Origin of the sequence: Streptomyces sp. NBC_00310 (assembly GCF_036208085.1) — a bacterium.
Lineage (GTDB): Bacteria > Actinomycetota > Actinomycetes > Streptomycetales > Streptomycetaceae > Streptomyces.
The window spans coordinates 6,686,169-6,704,652 of record NZ_CP130714.1 but is presented as its reverse complement, the minus strand read 5'-3'; the positions used below and the strand labels follow the sequence as shown (position 1 = coordinate 6,704,652).

At 72.5% G+C, this 18,484-nt stretch carries 14 protein-coding genes; 7 read left to right on the top strand and 7 right to left on the bottom strand.

All coding sequences use genetic code 11. The features are described from left to right. Positions 1-24 precede the first annotated feature (24 nt). The 6 genes from OG202_RS29380 (at position 25) to OG202_RS29355 (ending at position 8,317) form a co-directional block, all read left to right on the top strand. Entirely contained in the window at positions 25-1,518 is a 1,494-nt protein-coding gene (locus OG202_RS29380; RefSeq protein WP_326578948.1) for an SCO6880 family protein, read from the top strand. A gap of 35 nt (positions 1,519-1,553) precedes the next feature. Further along, positions 1,554-3,008, top strand: a complete 1,455-nt coding sequence (locus OG202_RS29375; protein WP_326585667.1) for an ATP/GTP-binding protein — start codon at positions 1,554-1,556, stop codon at positions 3,006-3,008. A 292-nt stretch (positions 3,009-3,300) separates the two neighbouring features. Continuing rightward, on the top strand, positions 3,301-5,052 hold the full coding sequence (locus tag OG202_RS29370; protein WP_328223859.1) for a type IV secretory system conjugative DNA transfer family protein: 1,752 nt from the start codon (positions 3,301-3,303) through the stop codon (positions 5,050-5,052). Further along, positions 5,049-5,459 (top strand): DUF4913 domain-containing protein, encoded by a 411-nt coding sequence (locus tag OG202_RS29365; RefSeq protein WP_328223858.1) that lies wholly within the window; start codon positions 5,049-5,051, stop codon positions 5,457-5,459. The genes OG202_RS29370 and OG202_RS29365 overlap by 4 nt, the downstream gene beginning before the upstream one ends. A gap of 407 nt (positions 5,460-5,866) precedes the next feature. Then, positions 5,867-7,441 (top strand): amidase, encoded by a 1,575-nt coding sequence (locus tag OG202_RS29360; RefSeq protein WP_328223857.1) that lies wholly within the window; start codon positions 5,867-5,869, stop codon positions 7,439-7,441. Between the two features lie 279 nt (positions 7,442-7,720). Further along, the gene (locus OG202_RS29355; protein WP_328223856.1) at positions 7,721-8,317 is read left to right on the top strand and encodes a flavodoxin family protein; all 597 of its coding nucleotides are present in this window, start codon (positions 7,721-7,723) and stop codon (positions 8,315-8,317) included. A gap of 56 nt (positions 8,318-8,373) precedes the next feature. Here the strand turns inward: OG202_RS29355 and OG202_RS29350 are convergent, their stop codons facing one another. From OG202_RS29350 to OG202_RS29335, 4 genes are all read right to left on the bottom strand, one after another. Continuing rightward, complete coding sequence (locus tag OG202_RS29350; RefSeq protein WP_328223855.1) at positions 8,374-9,297, bottom strand: ABC transporter permease; 924 nt, start codon at positions 9,295-9,297, stop codon at positions 8,374-8,376. Next, positions 9,284-10,264, bottom strand: a complete 981-nt coding sequence (locus tag OG202_RS29345) for an ABC transporter ATP-binding protein (RefSeq protein ID WP_328223854.1) — start codon at positions 10,262-10,264, stop codon at positions 9,284-9,286. Before OG202_RS29345 ends, OG202_RS29350 begins: the two co-directional genes overlap by 14 nt. Positions 10,265-10,334: 70 nt before the next feature. Further along, positions 10,335-11,720 (bottom strand): LolA family protein, encoded by a 1,386-nt coding sequence (locus tag OG202_RS29340; protein WP_328223853.1) that lies wholly within the window; start codon positions 11,718-11,720, stop codon positions 10,335-10,337. Between the two features lie 247 nt (positions 11,721-11,967). Next, positions 11,968-12,978 (bottom strand): polyprenyl synthetase family protein, encoded by a 1,011-nt coding sequence (locus tag OG202_RS29335; RefSeq protein ID WP_328223852.1) that lies wholly within the window; start codon positions 12,976-12,978, stop codon positions 11,968-11,970. A gap of 857 nt (positions 12,979-13,835) precedes the next feature. Between OG202_RS29335 and OG202_RS29330 the strand changes: the two genes are divergently transcribed. After that, complete coding sequence (locus tag OG202_RS29330) at positions 13,836-14,570, top strand: LysM peptidoglycan-binding domain-containing protein (RefSeq protein WP_328223851.1); 735 nt, start codon at positions 13,836-13,838, stop codon at positions 14,568-14,570. Positions 14,571-14,697: 127 nt separating this feature from the next. Here the strand turns inward: OG202_RS29330 and OG202_RS29325 are convergent, their stop codons facing one another. From OG202_RS29325 to OG202_RS29315, 3 genes are all read right to left on the bottom strand, one after another. After that, entirely contained in the window at positions 14,698-15,504 is an 807-nt protein-coding gene (locus tag OG202_RS29325; RefSeq protein ID WP_328223850.1) for an HAD family hydrolase, read from the bottom strand. A 239-nt stretch (positions 15,505-15,743) separates the two neighbouring features. Next, positions 15,744-16,946 carry an NAD(P)-binding domain-containing protein gene (locus OG202_RS29320; RefSeq protein ID WP_327728220.1) on the bottom strand — a complete coding sequence of 401 codons (1,203 nt, stop codon included), beginning with the start codon at positions 16,944-16,946 and terminating at the stop codon, positions 15,744-15,746. A gap of 95 nt (positions 16,947-17,041) precedes the next feature. Beyond that, the gene (locus OG202_RS29315; RefSeq protein ID WP_328223849.1) at positions 17,042-18,307 is read right to left on the bottom strand and encodes a carboxylate--amine ligase; all 1,266 of its coding nucleotides are present in this window, start codon (positions 18,305-18,307) and stop codon (positions 17,042-17,044) included. Positions 18,308-18,484 lie beyond the last annotated feature (177 nt).

Here is an 18,484-nt window from a genome sequence, read left to right as displayed (position 1 = left end):
ACCTCAGCCGGAAGAAGGAACCCCATGTCCACCGACGCCCTCACGCGTCCCACCTACGGAAACTGGCGCAGACCCCGCCGCCCGGGCCTCGGCCCGCTGGGCCTCCTCGGCACCGTCGTGGCCTTCGGCGGACTCCTGGTCGCACTCCTCGCCTCGCTGGTCTCACTGCTGGCCGCGATCCTCGTCCTCATCCCCCTCGGCCTCTTCCTCGCCCCGCTCGCGCTGCGCACGGTGGACGGCCGCAACATCTACCAGGTGGTCGCGGTGCGTATCGGTTGGCTCAGGCGCAAGGCGAACGGCTCGACCACGTACGTCTCCGGCCCGCTCTCCAGGCGTCCCGGCGGCCGCTACCACCCGCCGGGCCTGCTGGCCCGCACCAAGATGTACGAGGGCCGCGACGCCTACAACCGCGCCTTCGGGGTGATCCACCACCCCGGCCGCAACCTCTGCACGGTGGTGCTGGCCTGCGAGCCGGACGGCGGTTCGCTGGTCGACCCCGAGCAGGTCGACATCTGGGTGGCGTCCTGGGGCGACTGGCTCGCCCGGCTCTCGCACGAGCCGGGCCTGCGCGGCGCCCAGGTCGTCGTGGAGACCGCGCCGGACACCGGGACGCGGCTGGCCGCCGAGGTCCTGCCGCGCATCTCGCCGGACGCCCCGGCGGCGGCCCGCGCGGTCATGGAGGAGGTCGTCGCGCGCTACCCCTCCGCCTCCTCCGAGATGCACACCTACATCGCCCTCACCTACGGCCCCACCGGTGGCCCCAAGCGGGACGTCCAGGACGTCATCACCGACCTGTCCATGCGGCTGCCCGGCCTGCTGTCGGGCCTGGTCGCGGCCGGCGGCGGCGCCGCGTACCCGCTCTCCGCCGAGCGGCTCGCGGAGATCGTGCGCGTGGCGTACGACCCGGCCGTCGGCCCCGATGTCCTGAGCACGCGGGCCGAGCACTCCGCCACCGGCCTCGACTGGTCGGACGCGGGCCCGGCCGCCGCCGTCGAGTCGGTCCAGGCGTACAAGCACGACTCGGGCGTGTCGCGGACGTGGATGCTGACGCTGGCGCCGCGCGGCACGGTCCGGTCGAGCGTGCTGCGGGGCCTGCTGGAGCCCGCGACGGGCACCCGCCGCAAGCGGGTCTCGCTGGTCTACCGCCCGATCGACCCGGCGACCTCCGCCCGGATCGTGGAGGCCGACCGGCGGACCGCGCACTTCATGGCGGGCTCCAAGCGGGGGCTGGTCCAGGCGCGGGCCAGTTCCGAGATGCAGGCGGCCGAGCAGACGGCGGCCGAGGAGGCGGCGGGCGCCGGGCTCGTGGAGTTCTCGCTGATGGTGACGGTCACCGTGGACAGCGAGGAGCAGCTGCCGGACGCGGCGATCACCGTACGCAACCTCCAGGCGTCGTCCCGCATCCTGATGCGCCCCGCCGACCGCATGCAGGCCTCCGCGTTCACCTGCACCCTCCCTGTCGGCCTGCTGCCGTGGGAGCACACCCTCGTCCCGTACCAGATCAGGGAGGCGCTGTGAGCAAGCGCGCTGCCGTACGTCCCGTTCGTCCCCAGATGGCGCCCCCGCGTGGGTGGTTCGGCCCCGGCGGCGGCCAGGTCGGTCATGTCGACCCGCCCGCGCTGTGGCGGGCGACGACGGTCCAGGCGTGCGGCCTGTGGCCCTTCGCGGCGGGCTCCGGCGCCCCCATGACCGGGGTGCCGCTGGGCCAGCACCTGCACACGGGCGCCACGGTCTGCGGTGACCCCATCTCCTGGTTCACCCGCGCCCGTTACATCTCCAACCCGTCCCTCTTCATGTTGGGCATGCCGGGCCTCGGCAAGTCCACGCTGGTCAACCGGATGCTGATCGGCATGTGCGCGACCGGTATCACCCCGCTGGTCCTCGGCGACCTGAAGCCGGACTACGCCGACACCGTACGGGCGCTCGGCGGCCAGGTGATCTCCATCGGGCGCGGGGTGGGCGGCATCAACGTCCTCGACCCCGGGGCGATGGGCGAGGCGGCACTCCGGATCGGCGGCGAACGGGGCCGGATCCTGGCGGCGGAGGCGCACGGCCGTGTCCTGAACATGGTCGCGGCGCTGATCACGATCGTCCGGGGCCGCCCGATGGACGACCACGAGCAGTCGGTCCTCTCTGCCTGCCTGCACCACCTCACGGAACGGACGAAGCCGGGGCGGCCGCCGCTGCTGCCCGACCTGCTGAAGGTGCTGGACGAGGGTCCGGACCGGGTCCGCGCGGTCACCCTTGACCGGGGCGACATGGCGCGCTACCAGGAGGCGGTGGACCCGCTCCACCGCTCGCTCCTCGGCGTCCTGGACGGCCCGCTCGGCGACACCTTCGCCTCCGAGACCTCCACCCGTATCAACCCGGCCTCGCCCGCCGTCTGCGTCGACATCTCCCGCATCGGCGAGGCGGACACGCAGCTCACGGCGGCGGCGATGCTGGCGGCATGGTCGGACGGCCTCGGCACGGTCGCGGCGGCCCACGCCCTCGCGGACGCGGGCCTGGCGCCGCAGCGCTGGTTCTTCACGGTCCTCGACGAACTCTGGCGCCCCCTGCGCGCCGCCTCCGGCATCGTCGAACGCATCGACGCCCTCACCCGCCTCAACCGCTCCCTCGGTCTCGGCGACGCGAAGATCACGCACACGTTGAAGGACGCGGAGGCGCTGGGCAGCGAGGCCGACCGGGCGAAGGCGCGCGGCTTCGTCGAGCGGGCGGGGATGGTGGTGTGCGCGGGCCTCCCCCGTACGGAGATGAGGGAACTCGGCGAGATCGTCGGACTGTCGGAACGCGAGATCGACCTGGTGTCGTCGTGGTCGTCGCCGCCGGGCTGGGCGAGCGCGGGGGGCAACGAGGAGCCGCCGGGGCGTGGGCGCTTCCTGATCAAGGTGGGTGGACGGCCCGGCATCCCGATCAAGGTGTCGATCACGGACACGGAGAGGGACCTGCACAACACGAACACGAGGTGGACCCCGAAGCCGGTCCTTTCCAAGACGGGGCGCCCATGAGCTCTGGGGGTGCGGTTGTCGGGCGACCGCGGGCGAGTGGGGGCTGGTCGCGCAGTTCCCCGCGCCCCTGAAGGACACGGCCCCTGCGGGCCGAAAAGCACGGGGCGCAGCCCCTGCTTTTCAGGGGCGCGGGGAACTGCGCGAGCAACCACGACGCGACCCGCACCCGCCGACGCACCAGCACCCCCGAGCTCTCCGGCGTGCGGGGTCGAAGGGGCGGCAGCCCCTGGGGAAGGGACGGGTAGGGGCGGCGGGGGCGAAGAAAGTCCGATCAGCTGACGGGGGAACAGAAATGAGCACACGCAAGCAACAGCACACCACCGGCGACGACCTACTGCCCTGGATCATCCCCGGCGCCGCCCTGCTCATCGGCACCCTCTTCCTCGGAGCCTGGCTCGGCGGCACCCTGGCCGCCGCCCTCACCGGCGCCGGCTGGAACCCCCCACCCTTCGCCCTGACCACGATGAAGACCCTCATCACGCAGGGCCCGACAGCCGTATGGCCGACGACGTCACCCGGCGCGCTCACCACCGGCATGGGCACGGTCCTCGGCGCCACCCTCACCCTGCTCGTCGCCCCCGTCGTCCTCATCCGCCGCCGCGGCAGAAGGCCCAGCGGTCTCGCCGGCCGCCGCGAACTCTCCGGCCTCCTCCCGAAGGGCGCCACCACCAGGGCCCGCCAACTCCGCCCCTCCCTGCCGAAGTCGGGCAAGCTCCCCCCGGACGACACGGGCAACCTCCTCGGCAACCTGGAACCCGGCGGCCCCGAACTCCGCAGCAGCTACGAGGACGTGGAGCTGGACCTGATGGCACCGAGGGCCGGCAAGTCCACCGGCATCGCCGTCCCGCGGGTCCTGCGCGCCCGCGGCAGCGTGCTGCTGACGTCGAACAAGGCGGACGTGTACAGCGTGACCCGCGCGGAACGTGAACGCGTGGGCACGGTGTGGACGTTCGACCCGCAGGGCATCGCCCACACGGCGCGCGGCCTGTGGTGGGACATGCTGGCCGACGCCGCCACCATCGAGGGCGCCCGCCGCCTCGCCGGCCACTTCGTCGGCGCGGTCAACGACGACGCCTCCAAGCGGGACTTCTGGATCTCGGCCGCCCAGAACACCCTCACGGCCCTGTTCCACGCGGCCAACCGGGGCAGGCGACAGGTGGACGAGGTGCTGGCCTGGCTGGCGGACCCGGCCGACCGTACACCGGTCGACCTGCTCCGCGACGCGGGCATGGCGGCGCTCGCCGACCAGCTCCAGGGCACCGTCCAGGGCGCGGTGGAGACCCGGGACGGCATCTACGAGACGGCCCGCCAGTGCGTGGCGTGCCTGCTCGACCCGGCGATCGCGGCCTGGGTGAGCCCGGACCCGGAGCTGCCGCAGTTCCTGCCCGAGCGGCACGTCCTCGCGCCCGACACGCTCTATCTGCTCTCCAAGGACGGCGGCGGCTCGGCGGCCGGTGTCATCGCCGCGTGCGCGGACTCCGTCCTGCGCGCGGGGGTCGTGGCGGCGGAGCGGACGGGCGGTCGCCTGGACCCGCCGATGACGGCGGTGCTGGACGAGGCCGCCAACGTCTGCCGCATCTCCGACCTGCCCGACCTCTACTCCCACTTCGGTTCGCGCGGCATCAACGTCGTGACCCTGCTGCAGAGTTACCGCCAGGGCACACGGGTGTGGGGCGAGACCGGGATGGACGCACTGTGGAGCGCCGCCACCATCAAACTGCTCGGCGCGGGCCTCGACGACGCGGACTTCGTGGAGAAGGTCTCGCGGCTGGTGGGCGAGCACGACGTGTCGACGGTGAGCTACTCCCGCGGCAAGGACGGCCGTTCCCGCTCCACCTCGTACCGCCTCGAACGCATCCTCCCCGCCGACCGCATCCGCGCCCTCCCCAAGGGCACCGCCCTCCTCCTCGCCACCGGCGTGAGACCCGCCCTCGTCCGCCTGCGCCCCTGGTACGCCGAACCCGGCGCCGACCGCGTCGCCCTCGCCGCCCAGGCCGAGGTCAAGGCCATCACGGCCAGGGCCGCGGAAAGGATCCCCCGATGACCACCACCGTCGAACAGCACAGCCCGGAACAGCCGCTCGCCGCCCCGCCGTTCATCCTCTACCTCGACGGCGCCGAGTACGCCGACGAGATGCACGCCCTGGCCGTCTGGGTCGGGGACCTGCTCCTCCCGGTCTACGGCCGCGAGGTCACCTCGCAGCAGCCCTGGTGCCCGCGCTGGTGGGAGCACCTGGAGGCGGTGGCTCGGCTGCACGCCCTGTGGCTGGCCTGGCAGGAGCTCACCGACCCGACGGCGGGCGCGTCGGGCCCGGCGGTGTGGCACCGCGACCACCTCGGCCCCGTCATGGCCGAACTCCGCTCCCCCAACGGCCCGTTCGCGGGCTGCAAGACGGGCGCCCACCGCGCGAAGCAGCCGCCGACCGCGGAGCCGTACGGGACGCCCTCTTGATCCGCCGCCCCCCGGCCCGCGGCTCCGCCCCGACCGTCTCCGTCACCGACCACCTCCGCCGACGCCTCCGTGAGCGGCGGCGTCCGGCGGGAGTGCCGACGAGGAGCAGAACTCCGCCGCCTACGACATCCCGCAGGTCGACCGAACTCCGTACCGGGGCCGGGAACGGGGGTATCGGCCCCGGTACGGTCCCCCCTTCCGCCAACCCCACCGCCAATCCCAGCGCCGGGCCCTCCGCACTGGCCCGCGCCCCGTGCCCCATCTGCCCCCTGCCCCATCTGCCCCCTGCTCCATCTGCCCCCTGCCGGAGCCGCCCGCGCAGGGCTGACCGAGCCGGTGACCGCTGTCCGCCGAGCCGCCGAGCCGCCGAGCCGCCGAGGAAAAAGGCCGAGAGACCCGAGAAGGCCATGCGACCGCACACCTCCCTGCCACCCGGCTCCCTCCCGCCCAACGGCTTTCCGACGCCCTCGGCCGTACGGATCGCCGCCGCCGTGCGCGCGCGTGAGCTGTCGGCCGTCGACGTCGTCGCGGACACGCTCGCCCGGATCGAGCAGGCCGAGCCCGCGCTGTGCGCGTTCGTCGAGGTGTGGGCCGAGGAGGCGTCGCGGCGGGCGGCGGAGGTGGACGCGCAGGTGGCCGCACGGGTGTGGTTGCCGCTGGCCGGGGTGCCGATCGGGGTGAAGGGGCGGGCCGGGCTGCGGGCCGCGGCGGCGCGGGCGCTCGTCGCGGCCGGGTGCGTCCCCGTGGGGGCGACCTCCGTGCCCGGCCCCGGTACCCCCTGGCAGACCTGGGGACTCGGGGCCGGCGGCCGGACCGTCAACCCCTGGCGGGCCGACCGGACGCCGGGCGGTTCCTCGGCCGGGTCGGCGGCGGCGGTCGCCGCGGGCCTGGTGCCGATGGCGACCGGCACGGACGGCGCCGGGTCGGTACGGATCCCGGCCGCGTGGTGCGGCGTCGTCGGCCTGAAGACCACGAACGGACGCCTGCCCTCGGCCGACCGTACGGGCCTCGCGGCGGCCGGCGTCCTCACCCGCTACGCCTCGGACGCGGCGGCGTACTGGCGTTGCGTGACAGCGGCGGTCGACGCGCCGGGCTCCGGAGACGTGGGAGGGGGCGGGGCGGAGCGCGACCGGCAGAAGGAGCCGGACCCGGCCGGGACAGCCCAGGAGGCCGAAGCGACGCGCCCGGCCGGGACGTCCGAGGCACCCCGCGCGGCCGGGACGGCAGGGACGCCAGGGAGGGCAGGGACGGCCGGTTCTGCGAGGGCAGTCGCGAGGGCCGAAGCGCCGTACGCGGCCGGGGCGGCACAGGCGGTCGGGGCGGCACAGGCGGTCGGCGATGTCGCGGCTCCCCTCACCGCCCGCTGGTCGGCCGACCTCGGGTTCGCCGACACCGACCCCCAGCCCGCCGCGATCGCCCACAGCGCCGCACTCCGCCTCGCGGACGCGGGTCTCATACGGCTCGCCGGGGTCGTACGGCCGCCGGTACGGCGGGCGAACGCGCCCGTACCGGGGGACGCCGCTCCCTCACACACGGCGAACGCGCCCGCGCGGCACCCCGAGCCGCAGCCGCATCCGCGGCCGCTTCGCCTGGAGGACCCCGGGCCGGCCTGGCTCGCCCTCCGCGCCGCACCCGACGCCGACCCGGCAATCCTCCAGGCCGCCCAGGAGCTCCGCGCCGAGAACGACAGGCGGCTCGCCGCGCTCTTCGCCGGGGCCGATCTGCTCCTCACCCCCACCACGCCCAACGCCCCACACGGCCACGACGGCCCGGGTGACCGCTACTCCACGGCGCTCACCTGGGCGTTCAACCTCAGTGGCCACCCGGCCATCAGCATCCCGGCGGGCTTCGACGCCGACGGCTGCCCGGTCGGGCTCCACCTGGTGGCGCGACACGGCGAGGAGGCACTGTTGCTGCGGATGGCAGGTGCCGCCGAAGCCGTCCGGATTCACCCCGCCCGAGCGCCGGAGGCCCCGGCATGAGACGCGGGCGCCACCGCTTCGCCCGGGTGCGCTGCGGGAACTGCTCCAGTGGCCACTGCGGGTTCCCCTGGGCGTCGGCGGCGCCGGGCCCCTGGTGACGGCGCCCCCTCGTCGGCGTCATGGCCCTGCTGCCGGAGAGGGCGCCCGGGCGTCGTCCGTAGGCTGCGGAACCGCATCCTTGCCGTCGCATGCATGTGCATATATTGTCGATGCATGCAATCGGCGTACGCCACACATCGGTACGCCGGTACCCGGACGCCAGGTACCCAGGGGGACCCCATGACCCGCCGCTTCCTGTTCGTTCTCGGTAGCAGCCGGCCGGACGGCAACAGCGAGATGCTGGCCCGCTCGGCCGCCGAGCAGTTACCGGACGACGTCCAGCAGGTGTGGATCGATCTGGCGCGCCACCCGTTGCCGGACTTCGAGGACCTGCGGCACGACAGCGATCATGTGCGGCCGGAGGGGGACAGCAGGGCGTTGCTCCTGGAGGCCACGCTCGCGGCGACGGACCTCGTGATCGTGTCGCCGTTGTACTGGTACTCCGTGTCCGCCCCCGTCAAGCGCTACCTCGACCACTGGGCGGGCTGGCTGCGCACCCCGGGGCTCGACTTCAAGCAGACGATGGCCGGCCGCACCCTCTGGGGCGTCACCGCGCTCGCGCACGACGAGGAGGAGGTCGCCGAGCCGCTGATCGGGACGCTCAACCACTCCGCCGCGTACCTGGGCATGCGCTTCGGCGGAGTGCTGCTGGGCAACGGCAGCAAGCCGGGGGACGTCCTCCACGACACGGCGGCCCTGACCCGCGCGAAGACGTTTCTCGCCGGGGAAGCGCCTTTCGCGCGCTTCCCGTACGACACGGACGCGGCCGCCGTCTGAGCCCCGACGGGCGGGCCGTCACGCCGGGCCAAAGCCGCGTCACGCGGGTCGTCGCGTCACGCGGTGATGTCCTTCGCCGTGAACCTCGCCCAGGCCGCCGATCCGAACACCGCCGCGTACAGGGCCTGGAGGCCGAAGTTGCGTTGGAGGTCGTCCCAGTAGACCGGTTCGCGCATGAGGTCGGCGAAGGAGAGCCAGTAGTGGGAGAAGAAGTACGGGTGGAGGGCGTCCAGCTGGGGGATCTGGTCGAGGATCTGGACGGTGATGAGGAGCCCGACCGTGGTGGCCATCGCGGCGATGCCGCTGTTGGTGAGGGTGGAGATGAACAGGCCGAGGGCCGCGATCCCGATCAGTGACGCGGCCACCGCCAGCGCGATCAGCAGCGCCCGCAGCAGGCCCTCGGCGAAGCCGATCCGCGTGCCGGAGATCGTCGTCAGATCGCCGAGAGGGAACAACAAGGCCCCCACGGCCATCGCCGACGCCGCCACGACGAGGGTGGCGACCAGGCAGAAGGTCATGGTGGTCGCGTACTTGGTGAGCAGCAGCCGGGTCCGGCCCGCGGGCGAGACCAGCAGATAGCGGAGGGTGCCCGCGTTCGCCTCGCCCGCGATCGCGTCCCCCGCGATCACGCCGACGGCCATCGGCAGGAAGAAGGGGAGCGTCGCGGCCAGCGCCGTGAACACCAGGAACAGCCCGTTGTTGCTGATCTGCGCGATGAACGCGGGCCCGCCCCCGCCCCCGCCGCCCGGTCCACCGCCCGTCGACGACCCGTCACCCGTCTCGATCCTCACCGCGATCCCGACGAGTACCGGCACCGCCGCGAGCACACCCAGCAGGGCGATGGTCCGCCAGCGCCGGAAGGTGGTCACCAGCTCGCTGCGGAACAGCCCGAAGGTCCAGAGGAGACTGGGCGTCCGGCCACCCGGCGTGACAGCACGCACCGCATCACCCTGCGACGCATCCGCATCAACCCGCGACATCGAAGCCCTCCCCCGTGAGCGCCACGAACGCGTCCTCCAGGGAGGCCCGTTCGAGGCCGAAGCCGCGGACGCGGACGCCCGCGGTGACCAGTGCGGCGTTCAGTTCGGCGAGGTCGCGGTCCGGTGGCGGCGGTTCGGCCGTCACCCGGCCCCCCTCGCCCGGGTTCCGACCGTCACTGCGGCCGTCTCCCTCGGTCACGACCACGTCCCCGATGCCCTGTTCCTTGAGCACACGGGCCGCGTCCGCCGTGTCGGGTGTGGTGACGACGAGGCGCCCGCGCGCCCCGGCGGCCAGTTCGGTCACCGGGCCCTGGACGATGAGCCGGCCCTTGGCCATGACGGCGGCATGGGTGCACACCTGCTCGATCTCGTCGAGCAGGTGCGAGGAAAGGAAGACGGTGGTGCCGTCGGACGCCAACTCCCGTACCAGCGCGCGGATTTCGCGCATGCCCTGCGGGTCGAGACCGTTCGTCGGCTCGTCGAGGACGAGGAGGCGGCGCGGCTGGAGCAGTGCCGCGGCGAGGCCCAGCCGCTGCTTCATGCCCAGCGAGTACGCCTTCGCCTTCTTGCCGGCGGCGGCCGCGAGCCCCACCCGGTCGAGGGCGGCCGCGACGCGCGTACGCCGGTTGCGCGGGTCGGCGGTCGGGTCGGCGGAGTCGTAGCGGATCAGGTTGTCGCGGCCGGAGAGGAACCCGTACAGCGCGGGCCCCTCGATGAGCGCGCCCACCTGCGGGAGCACGGTTCGCACGGAGCGCGGCATGGGCCGGCCGAGGACCCGGGCCGTGCCCGAGGTCGGCTCGATCAGGCCCATCAGCATGCGGATGGTGGTGGTCTTGCCCGAGCCGTTCGGGCCGAGGAAGCCGAAGACGCTGCCGCCGGGAACCGTCAGTTCCAGGTGGTCCACGGCCACCTGACCGCCGCGGAAGGTCTTGGTCAGCCCCTGGGTGTGGATGGCTGCGTCGCTCATGGCTCCCCTCGGGTACGGCCGGTGGGCCGGGACGGCGGTGTCGCCGTCCCGGCCCACCGGCCGGGCGTCGCTACTTCGCCGCGTTGGCCGCCTTCACCAGCGCGTCCTTGGTGACGGCACCCGCGTACACCTTGCCGTCGTCGGTGAAGAGGACGTTGATCAGTCGGGTCTTGAAGACCGTACCCGAGCCGAACTCGCCCTTGACCTGGTCGCCGAGGGAGTTCAGGAACCCGTCGACCCGGGCGTCGCCGGACGAGTCGTCGCCGCCGGCGGGCATGCCGCCCTCGGCGCCGCTGTCGAACTCGGCGATGGTGCTCCAGCCCTTGCCGATGGTCTTCAGCCCGTCGAGCCCGCTCGCGAACTCCTCCTCGGAGCCCTCGGAGTCCTTGGAACCCTTGGGTCCCTTGAGTCCCTTGAGTCCCTTGGGTCCCTCGGATCCCTTGCCGTCCTTGAACGCACCGTCCTTACCGGGCCCCTCGAACACGGAGTCGCCGGACCCGGACTCGTGGTGGCCCGACTTCTCTACCTCGTCGGCCTCGGTGACCTTCGCGCCCTTCGGCGGCGTGAAGTCGAACGTCGACGCGCTCGGCCTGCCGAAGTCGACCTTCGTGAAGCCCGCGTCCACGACGGCCGCGCCGCCGCTCGCCGGGGTGAGCGTGAACTTCAGCGGCAGCCCCGTCTTCGCGTCGACGGCGATCGAGATCGCCCCGACCGTCGAACCGGACTGCTTCGGCTCGATCACCAGCTTGTACGCGTCCCGCCCGGCGACCTGCGCGGTCCCGTCGACGGTCACGGACGTGGTGTCGTCGACGGCCTTCAGGGCCTCCTCGGCGAGCTTCTGCGGCGTGGCGGGCACGTCCTCGGCGGTGTCGGGAGCGTCCTTCCCGGCTCGCCGGTCCTTGCCCTCGCCGGCATCCTTCGCGTGGTACACCTCGTTCGAGGCGCTGTCGTACGCCCACAGGTCGTCGCCGTTGTGGATGACGCTGTACTCGGCGGCGTCGTCCAGCAGCGACAGCTTCTGCCTGTCGGGGCCGTCGGCGGCGACCCTCAACGTGTGGGTACCGGTGGCGAGTTCGAGGAGCTTGGCGGAGGGGTCGGCGGCCGAACCGCCGTCGCCCCCGGAGGGCGCCTGCGAGGCCAGGCCGCCCGCGAGGCCGCCCAGGTCGGGCAGGCCCAGATCCGTGGTGATCTTCACCGTGCCGGACACCTGCTGTACGTCCGAGGCGGCGATCTTCTCGATGAGTTCCTGCGCGCTGATCTTCGGCAGATCGGGGTCACCGGAGCCGGCGAAGGCCGGGACGAGCCCGATGGTCGCCGCGGCCACGCCCAGCACGGTGACCGGGACGACGTACCGCGCGGCCCTGCGTCGCCGGGCCGAGCGCATCTCGTCGGCCTCGGCCGCGAGCGCGGCGGCGTCGCCGGACCGGTCGCTGTCGTCGGTTTCGTACGGTGCCATGTGTGCCTTACCTCCGTCGTCGGCGGCGGCGTCTACTCGGAGCCGCCATTCTCACCCGAATCGGTGAGGAGTGGTGATACCCATCTGACCAAATCGGCCGACGGGAATCGTCAGACTCGGGACTCAACTCGACGTACTGCTACGGGATGACATGGCGACCCGTGAGGGATGACATGGCGAGGCGGGGCCGCCCCGCACCCCGTAGGGGTCGTCAGGGACGGCGCCGCCGGCCGGACCGGGCGGGTGCCTATCCGGCGCGGTGCACCACCGCGTCGCACAGCTCCACCAGCGCCGCCTTCGCGTCGCACTCCGGCAGCGGTGCGAGGACGGCGCGGGCCTCCTCCGCGTAGCGGATCGTGTCGCGGCGGGCCTGCTCCAGCGCGGGGTGGACGCGCAGCCGGGCCAGGGCCTCGGCGTGGCGGGCGTCGTCGGTGAGGTCGGATTCGAGGAGCTCGCAGAGGGCGATGTCGTCCGGCAGCCCCAGTCGGCCCGCCCGCTCGCGCAGCCGCAGCACCGGCATGGTCGCCACGCCCTCGCGCAGATCCGTACCCGGCGTCTTGCCGGACTCGTGCGAGTCGGAGGCGATGTCGAGGACGTCGTCGGCGAGCTGGAAGGCGACGCCGAGCCGCTCCCCGTACTGGGTCAGCACGTCGACCACGGTCTCGTCGGCGCCCGCCATCAGCGCGCCGAGCCGCCCGGCGACCGCGACCAGCGACCCGGTCTTGCCGCCCAGCACGTCGAGGTAGTGCTCGATCGGGTCGCGTCCGTCGCGCGGCCCCGCTGTCTCCAGGATCTGTCCGGTGACCAGCCGCTCGAAGGCCTCGGCCTGGATACGGACGGCGTCGGGACCGAGGTCGGCGAGGACGTGCGAGGCGCGGGCGAAGAGGAAGTCGCCGGTGAGGACGGCCAGGGAGTTGTCCCAGCGGGCGTTCGCGCTCGGCACGCCCCGGCGCACCTCGGCCTCGTCCATGACGTCGTCGTGGTACAGCGTGGCGAGATGGGTCAGCTCGACCACCACCGCCGAGGGCACGACACCCGGCGCGTAGGGGTCACCGAACTGCGCGGCGAGCATCACCAGCAGCGGCCGGAACCGCTTGCCGCCCGCGCGCAGCAGGTGCTGGGCGGCCTCCTGGATGAAGGGGACCTCGCTCTTGGTCGCCTCCAGCAGACCCTCCTCGACGGCCGTCATTCCGGCCTGGACATCGGCTTCGAGAGCCTGGTCCCGCGCGCTCAGCCCAAACGGCTCGACGACGGTCACGAGGGTTCTCCTGTCTGCTGACGTCTGATGACGGTCACACGGTCGGTCTAGGTCGCTCTCACGGTCGATGACACGGTTTGTCGATCTGTCGCTGCCATCACCCGAGTCAGCGTATCCGGTCACCTTTCGATCACCACGAGCGCCCACGGCTTCGCCCCGGGTGGTATGAGACCGCACTCTCCATATTCTTGATCAACTGGTCCGCGGCGATATCCACCGACGCGCATGCGCGCCCGCCCGCCCGCGACGGCCCGCCCCGGGTACCCGCCCCTCCCCCGGAGACGCCCACGCGCTCCACGGCCGCCCGCATCCACACCCGCACACCCGCCCCTTCAGGCCCCTATGCACCCCTTTCACCCAGCCCGAGTTGACCGATTTGCCGCTTACCCCGCACTTCACCCGACTCCTCCCGTGAGTTGAGTCACGCGCCCCTCACGCGACACCCCCGCCCCACCCCTTCGAGTTTCCCTTTGCGGTAGGCAAGTTGAGCCGTGAACCGCACCGGAAACCGAGGGGCGAATCACAGCAAACTCAAGGTCAACTGGACCAACCCGCCAAACCGGGACTTGTTCCCGTCGTGTGCTCTCGCATACGTTCACACCCCGTCCGGACGGACCGCCGAATCCTGCCGCCGCCCCGGACTCCCCACCCCTCAACACATCCACGCACGGCAGGAGCGGGGGACCCAGGTAAACCGCCGGTCCGGATTTCCCCCACGGACCGGCTAGGGGTCAAGCCACGCGCAGTACGCCCAGCGGACGCGGCACGCACAGCGACCGCCGGGACGAAGCGCGCGGCCGGGCATCTCCAGCCCGAACCCGACAGCTCACCCCGCAGGCGACGGAGAGGAACCCCCCATGCCCGCACGAGGCAAGCACCGCCGCCCAAGAAGCAACGCGTTGACCCGTGGCGTCGTCGCCGCCGGAACGGGCGGGGCCGCACTGGCCCTCCCGCTCACGCTCGCCACGACCGCGAACGCCGCCACCCCGACCCAGGCCGCCGCCTCCGTACAGTCGGCCCCGCAGTCCGCGCCCGCCGTGGCGCAGCCCCAGCCCACGACGTACACCGTGGTCTCCGGCGACACGCTCTCCTCCATCGCGCGCGAGCACGACACGAAGGGCGGCTGGCAGCGGCTCTACCGGGACAACCGCGCGGCCGTCGGTGACAACCCGGCACTGATCCGCCCGGGCCTGAAACTGAAGCTGAACGCGACGAAGGCGTCCACGGCCGCCCGGACCACCACGGCCACCCAGGCGTCGGTCAAGACGTACACGAACAACCTCGACGGCTGGATCCGCGAGTCGCTGGACATCATGGCGCAAAAGGGAATTCCCGGGTCGTACGACGGGATCCACCGCAACATCATGCGCGAGTCGTCGGGCAACCCGCTGGCCATCAACAACTGGGACTCCAACGCCGCCGCGGGCACCCCGTCGAAGGGCCTCCTCCAGGTCATCGACCCGACGTTCGCCGCGTACCACGTGTCCGGCACCCCGTACGACCCCTACGACCCGGTCGCGAACATCACGGCGGCGTGCAACTACGCCGCCGACCGGTACGGCTCGATCGACAACGTGTTCGGGGCGTACTGACCCTTCCGGTTCCCCCTTCTTCACTCTGTTCCCCTGGGTCGGCGGACCCAGGGGAACAGTCGTTCGCGGGAAGAGCCGCTCACCGGAAGAGACACCCGTGGGAAGAGCTGCTCACGGGAAGAGCCGCTCACGGGAAGAGCCTCTCCAGCACCACCGCGATCCCGTCGTCCTCGTTGGAGAGGGTCACCTCGTCGGCGACGGCCTTGAGTTCGGGGTGGGCGTTGGCCATGGCGACCCCGTGCGCGGCCCAGTCGAACATCGGGATGTCGTTGGGCATGTCACCGAAGGCGATGGTCCGCTCCGGCGTCAGACCGAGATGGTCGGCGGCCAGGGCGAGGCCCGTCGCCTTCGTGATACCGCATGGCTGGAGTTCGACGGTGCCGGGCCCCGACATGGTGACCGTCGCCAGCGAACCGACCGCCATCCGCGCCGCCGAGGCCAACTCGTCGTCGGACAGATAGGGGTGGCGCAGCAGCACCTTGCTGATCGGCTCGCACCACAGGTCGTCCCGGCGCGGCACCCGTACGGCGGGCAGCGTGGGGTGTGGCATGAGGTAGCCGGGCTCGATCAGGGTGAGGCCGTCGACCCCGTCCTGGTCGACGGCCGCGTACACCTGTCCGACCTCGGCCTCGATCTTGCCGAGCGCGGTCTCGGCGAGTTCCCGGTCCAGGGTGACGGACCAGAGCAACCGGTCCGCGCCGGTGTCGTACAACTGCGCGCCCTGCCCGCACACCGCGAGCCCCCTGCTGCCGAGGTCCTCCAGCAGTGGGCGCACTCTCGGCGCGGGCCGTCCCGTCACCACGAGGTGCTGAGCACCGGCCCCCGTGGCCCGCGCCAGCGCGGCGAGGGACCGGTCGGAGAGCGTGTCGTCACTGCGCAGGAGCGTTCCGTCCAGGTCAGTGGCGATGAGTGAATATGCGGTGGGTGCGGCCATGATCAGAGAATACGGATGCCGCGCCCCATCGGTTCGACGCGAACCGGACGACGTCCGGCATCCCGACCGCCCCACCGCCCCCGTACGTCAACATCCCTTTCCCGAACCGCCGTTCAGCGGTACCGCACGGCCGCAGCTCGGGGCGGCGCCCCGAAGGGGCGCGGGGGACCGCGCGATCAGCCACGAACGACCCGCCCCCGCGACGCACCGCCCCCACCCGAGCTCATCCCGGATGCGTCTCACCCATGAGCCAGGGCCAGATGCCGGGCCAGCCGAGGCGACGCGAACTCCGTCCCGCACACGAACCGCATCACCGGCCCGTACGACGCCGCCGCAGGCAACCCCGTGAAGTACAACCCCGGTATCGACGACCGGAACCCCGCCCCGAGCACCGGCGTCCCCCGGCTCACCACCAGCTCCGTACGGAGTTCATGCCCGAGGAACCCCATCGCCCCGAGGTCGACGCGGTACCCGGTCGCCGCGATGACATGGTCGGCGGACACTTCCTCGATACGGCCGTCGTGTCCCTGGAGGGAGAGCCGCGGACGCCCGTCGACGACACCGGATCGCACCACCCGCGCCACCTCCCGCACCTCAACCCGCCCCTCGAACCGCTCGCGCAACCACCAGGCGCCGAGCGGCCCGAGCACCCGGCGGACCAGGAGGTGCCGGGTGGTGGCGGGCAGGTACCGGTAGGGGTGCGGGTAGTAACTGAGCGCCCACAGCGACCAGGCCCGCCCGAACGGCGACTCGGGGCGCAGCCTCGGCTGCTTCCACGGGGGCGCGCCGAAAGCCACGGCCCCCCGCCCGCGCGCGACGACCCGCACCCGTGCGCCGGCCTCGGCCGCCAGTACCGCCGCCTCCAGGGCGGACTGCCCCGCGCCCACGACGATCAGGTCCTTGTCCTTGAACCGGCTCAGGTCGGGGTGCTGGGAGCTGTGCGAGACGGGCCCCGTGGGGGTGGGTCCGTCCACGGCCGCACCCGCCAGCTCGGCCGGCAGATGCGCCAGCCCGAACAGCCCGCTCGCCACGACGACGGCCCGTGCCGCGAACAACTCCCCCGAGTCCAGCTTCAGTTCGAAGCCGCCGCCCTTGCCGCGGTCGACGGACACCACGCGCACCCGCTCCAGCTCTGGCACGAACCGCTGCTGGAACCACTCCCCGTACGCGATGAAGGTGTCGACGGGGATGAGGTCCTCGTCCGTCACCAGCCGCCGGATGCCCGCCGCGTCGCAGTAGTCGGCCAGCGTGTGACCGTGCTGCGGGGCGTCGATGTTCGACGCCACCGGGGTCGACTTCAGGAGCATCCCGGCGGGCATGTTGTCCCGCCAGCTCACCATGGGTTCGCCGAAGACACGGACCGGAATGCCGTGCGCACGCAGATGCGCGGCGGTGGACAGCCCGAACGGGCCGGCACCGATGACTGCTACCGGTTGAATCACGAAGTCCCTCCCCAGGACGCGTTGTGCCTACTTCGTGTTGTTCTGTGCGGCTTTCGCGTGTTCATCACATGCTCACTCGCCGCAGGGGCGCCCGGCTAGGGGCGCACATGGGCGTTGCCGAGGCGGTTGGTCCGCCACATCTGGTACAGGTGCTTCGCGCCCGGTCGCACGAACCGCGCGAGCATCGTGAGGAACGGCAGCGGGTCGTCACCCGCGAGCCACGCCAGCTCCGTACCGCTCGCGCGAGCCGGCGCGTGCGGCGTGGTGTACCCGCTGCGCCGGTAGGCGAGCAGGGCCGGCAGATCGATGTTCTCCACGATGTAGCGACGCCCGGCGAGCTGTTCCCCCTCCGGTACCGGGCGTCCGGTCAGATCGAGGTGCATGGCGCGTACGACGTCGATCCCGGCCTCGTTCTCGAAGAGCCGGAACTGCGCGCCCATGCGCGGATTGAAGTCGAGCAGCTTGTACCGCCCGTCCCGCCGGTCGAACCGCAGATCGAGGTCGATGACCCCGGCGAACCCGATCTGTTTGATGAACCGCGCGGCGATGTCCGCGAGTTCGGGGTTGTCGACGACGTACGCGTTCGCCGTCATCCCCGCGTGCGGCGGCCACGACCGCACCTTCACCCCGGTGAACATCGCGAGCGGCGTCGAGTCGGCGTCGACGTACGCGTGGACGATCCAGTCCTCGGCGTCCTCCCGGGGCAGGTACTCCTGGAGGATCACCCCGGGCCGCTCGCCCCAGCCGCGGGCCAGCCGCAGCAGACACTCCCGGTCGGCGATCCGCGTCGTCCCGTTCACCGCGGGCCGCCTGCGCCGCTCGAACGCCTCGCGGTTCTTGGCCACCACGGGGAAGCGGGCCCGCTCCGCGAACCGTTCGACTTCCTCGTACGACTGCGGGAACGAGCTCACGGGGCTGGAGATGCCATGCTCCACGCACAGTTCGTGGAGCCCCTGTTTGCTGGCGAGCCGGCGAGGGAGCTTCCCGTCGACGCGAGGGAAGAGGAACCGGGTCGCCAGTTCCTCCTGGTGCTCGGCGATGAGCACCGCGGCTTCCTCGTCGGTGGGTATGAGCACGGCGGGCCGCCCGATCCGCCGTCCGATGCGCAGCAAGCCGTCCACCAGCCACTCGGGCTTTTCCGTCCCGGTGGTCGGCCACACGAACGCCCGCCGCAGATAGCGCGAGACGGCGGCCGGCGTGTACCGGTCCTCCGTGATCGCGTACATCGGCACGCCGAGCCGCCCCAGGCTGCGGATGGCACCGACGCCGCCATGGTGCAGCGGATAGTCGCCGAGCTTCACGACGAGCCCCGGAACGTCTCGGTCCGCCTGTACCGGCGCACCCCGAGTGCCCCTGGCCACGGGTCCCCCCACGTGTCCCCCCTACCGGACCCGGACCCACCCCGTCCGCGTCCCCCACAGGACGCTAAGCCGGAACCTTTCCTTCCGACCCTCCCCTATCAGGACATTGCGAACTCTTTAGACACTCCCCGATCTCCGCACCGCCCCGTAACGTGTGGCGCGACCAGTGGTACGACG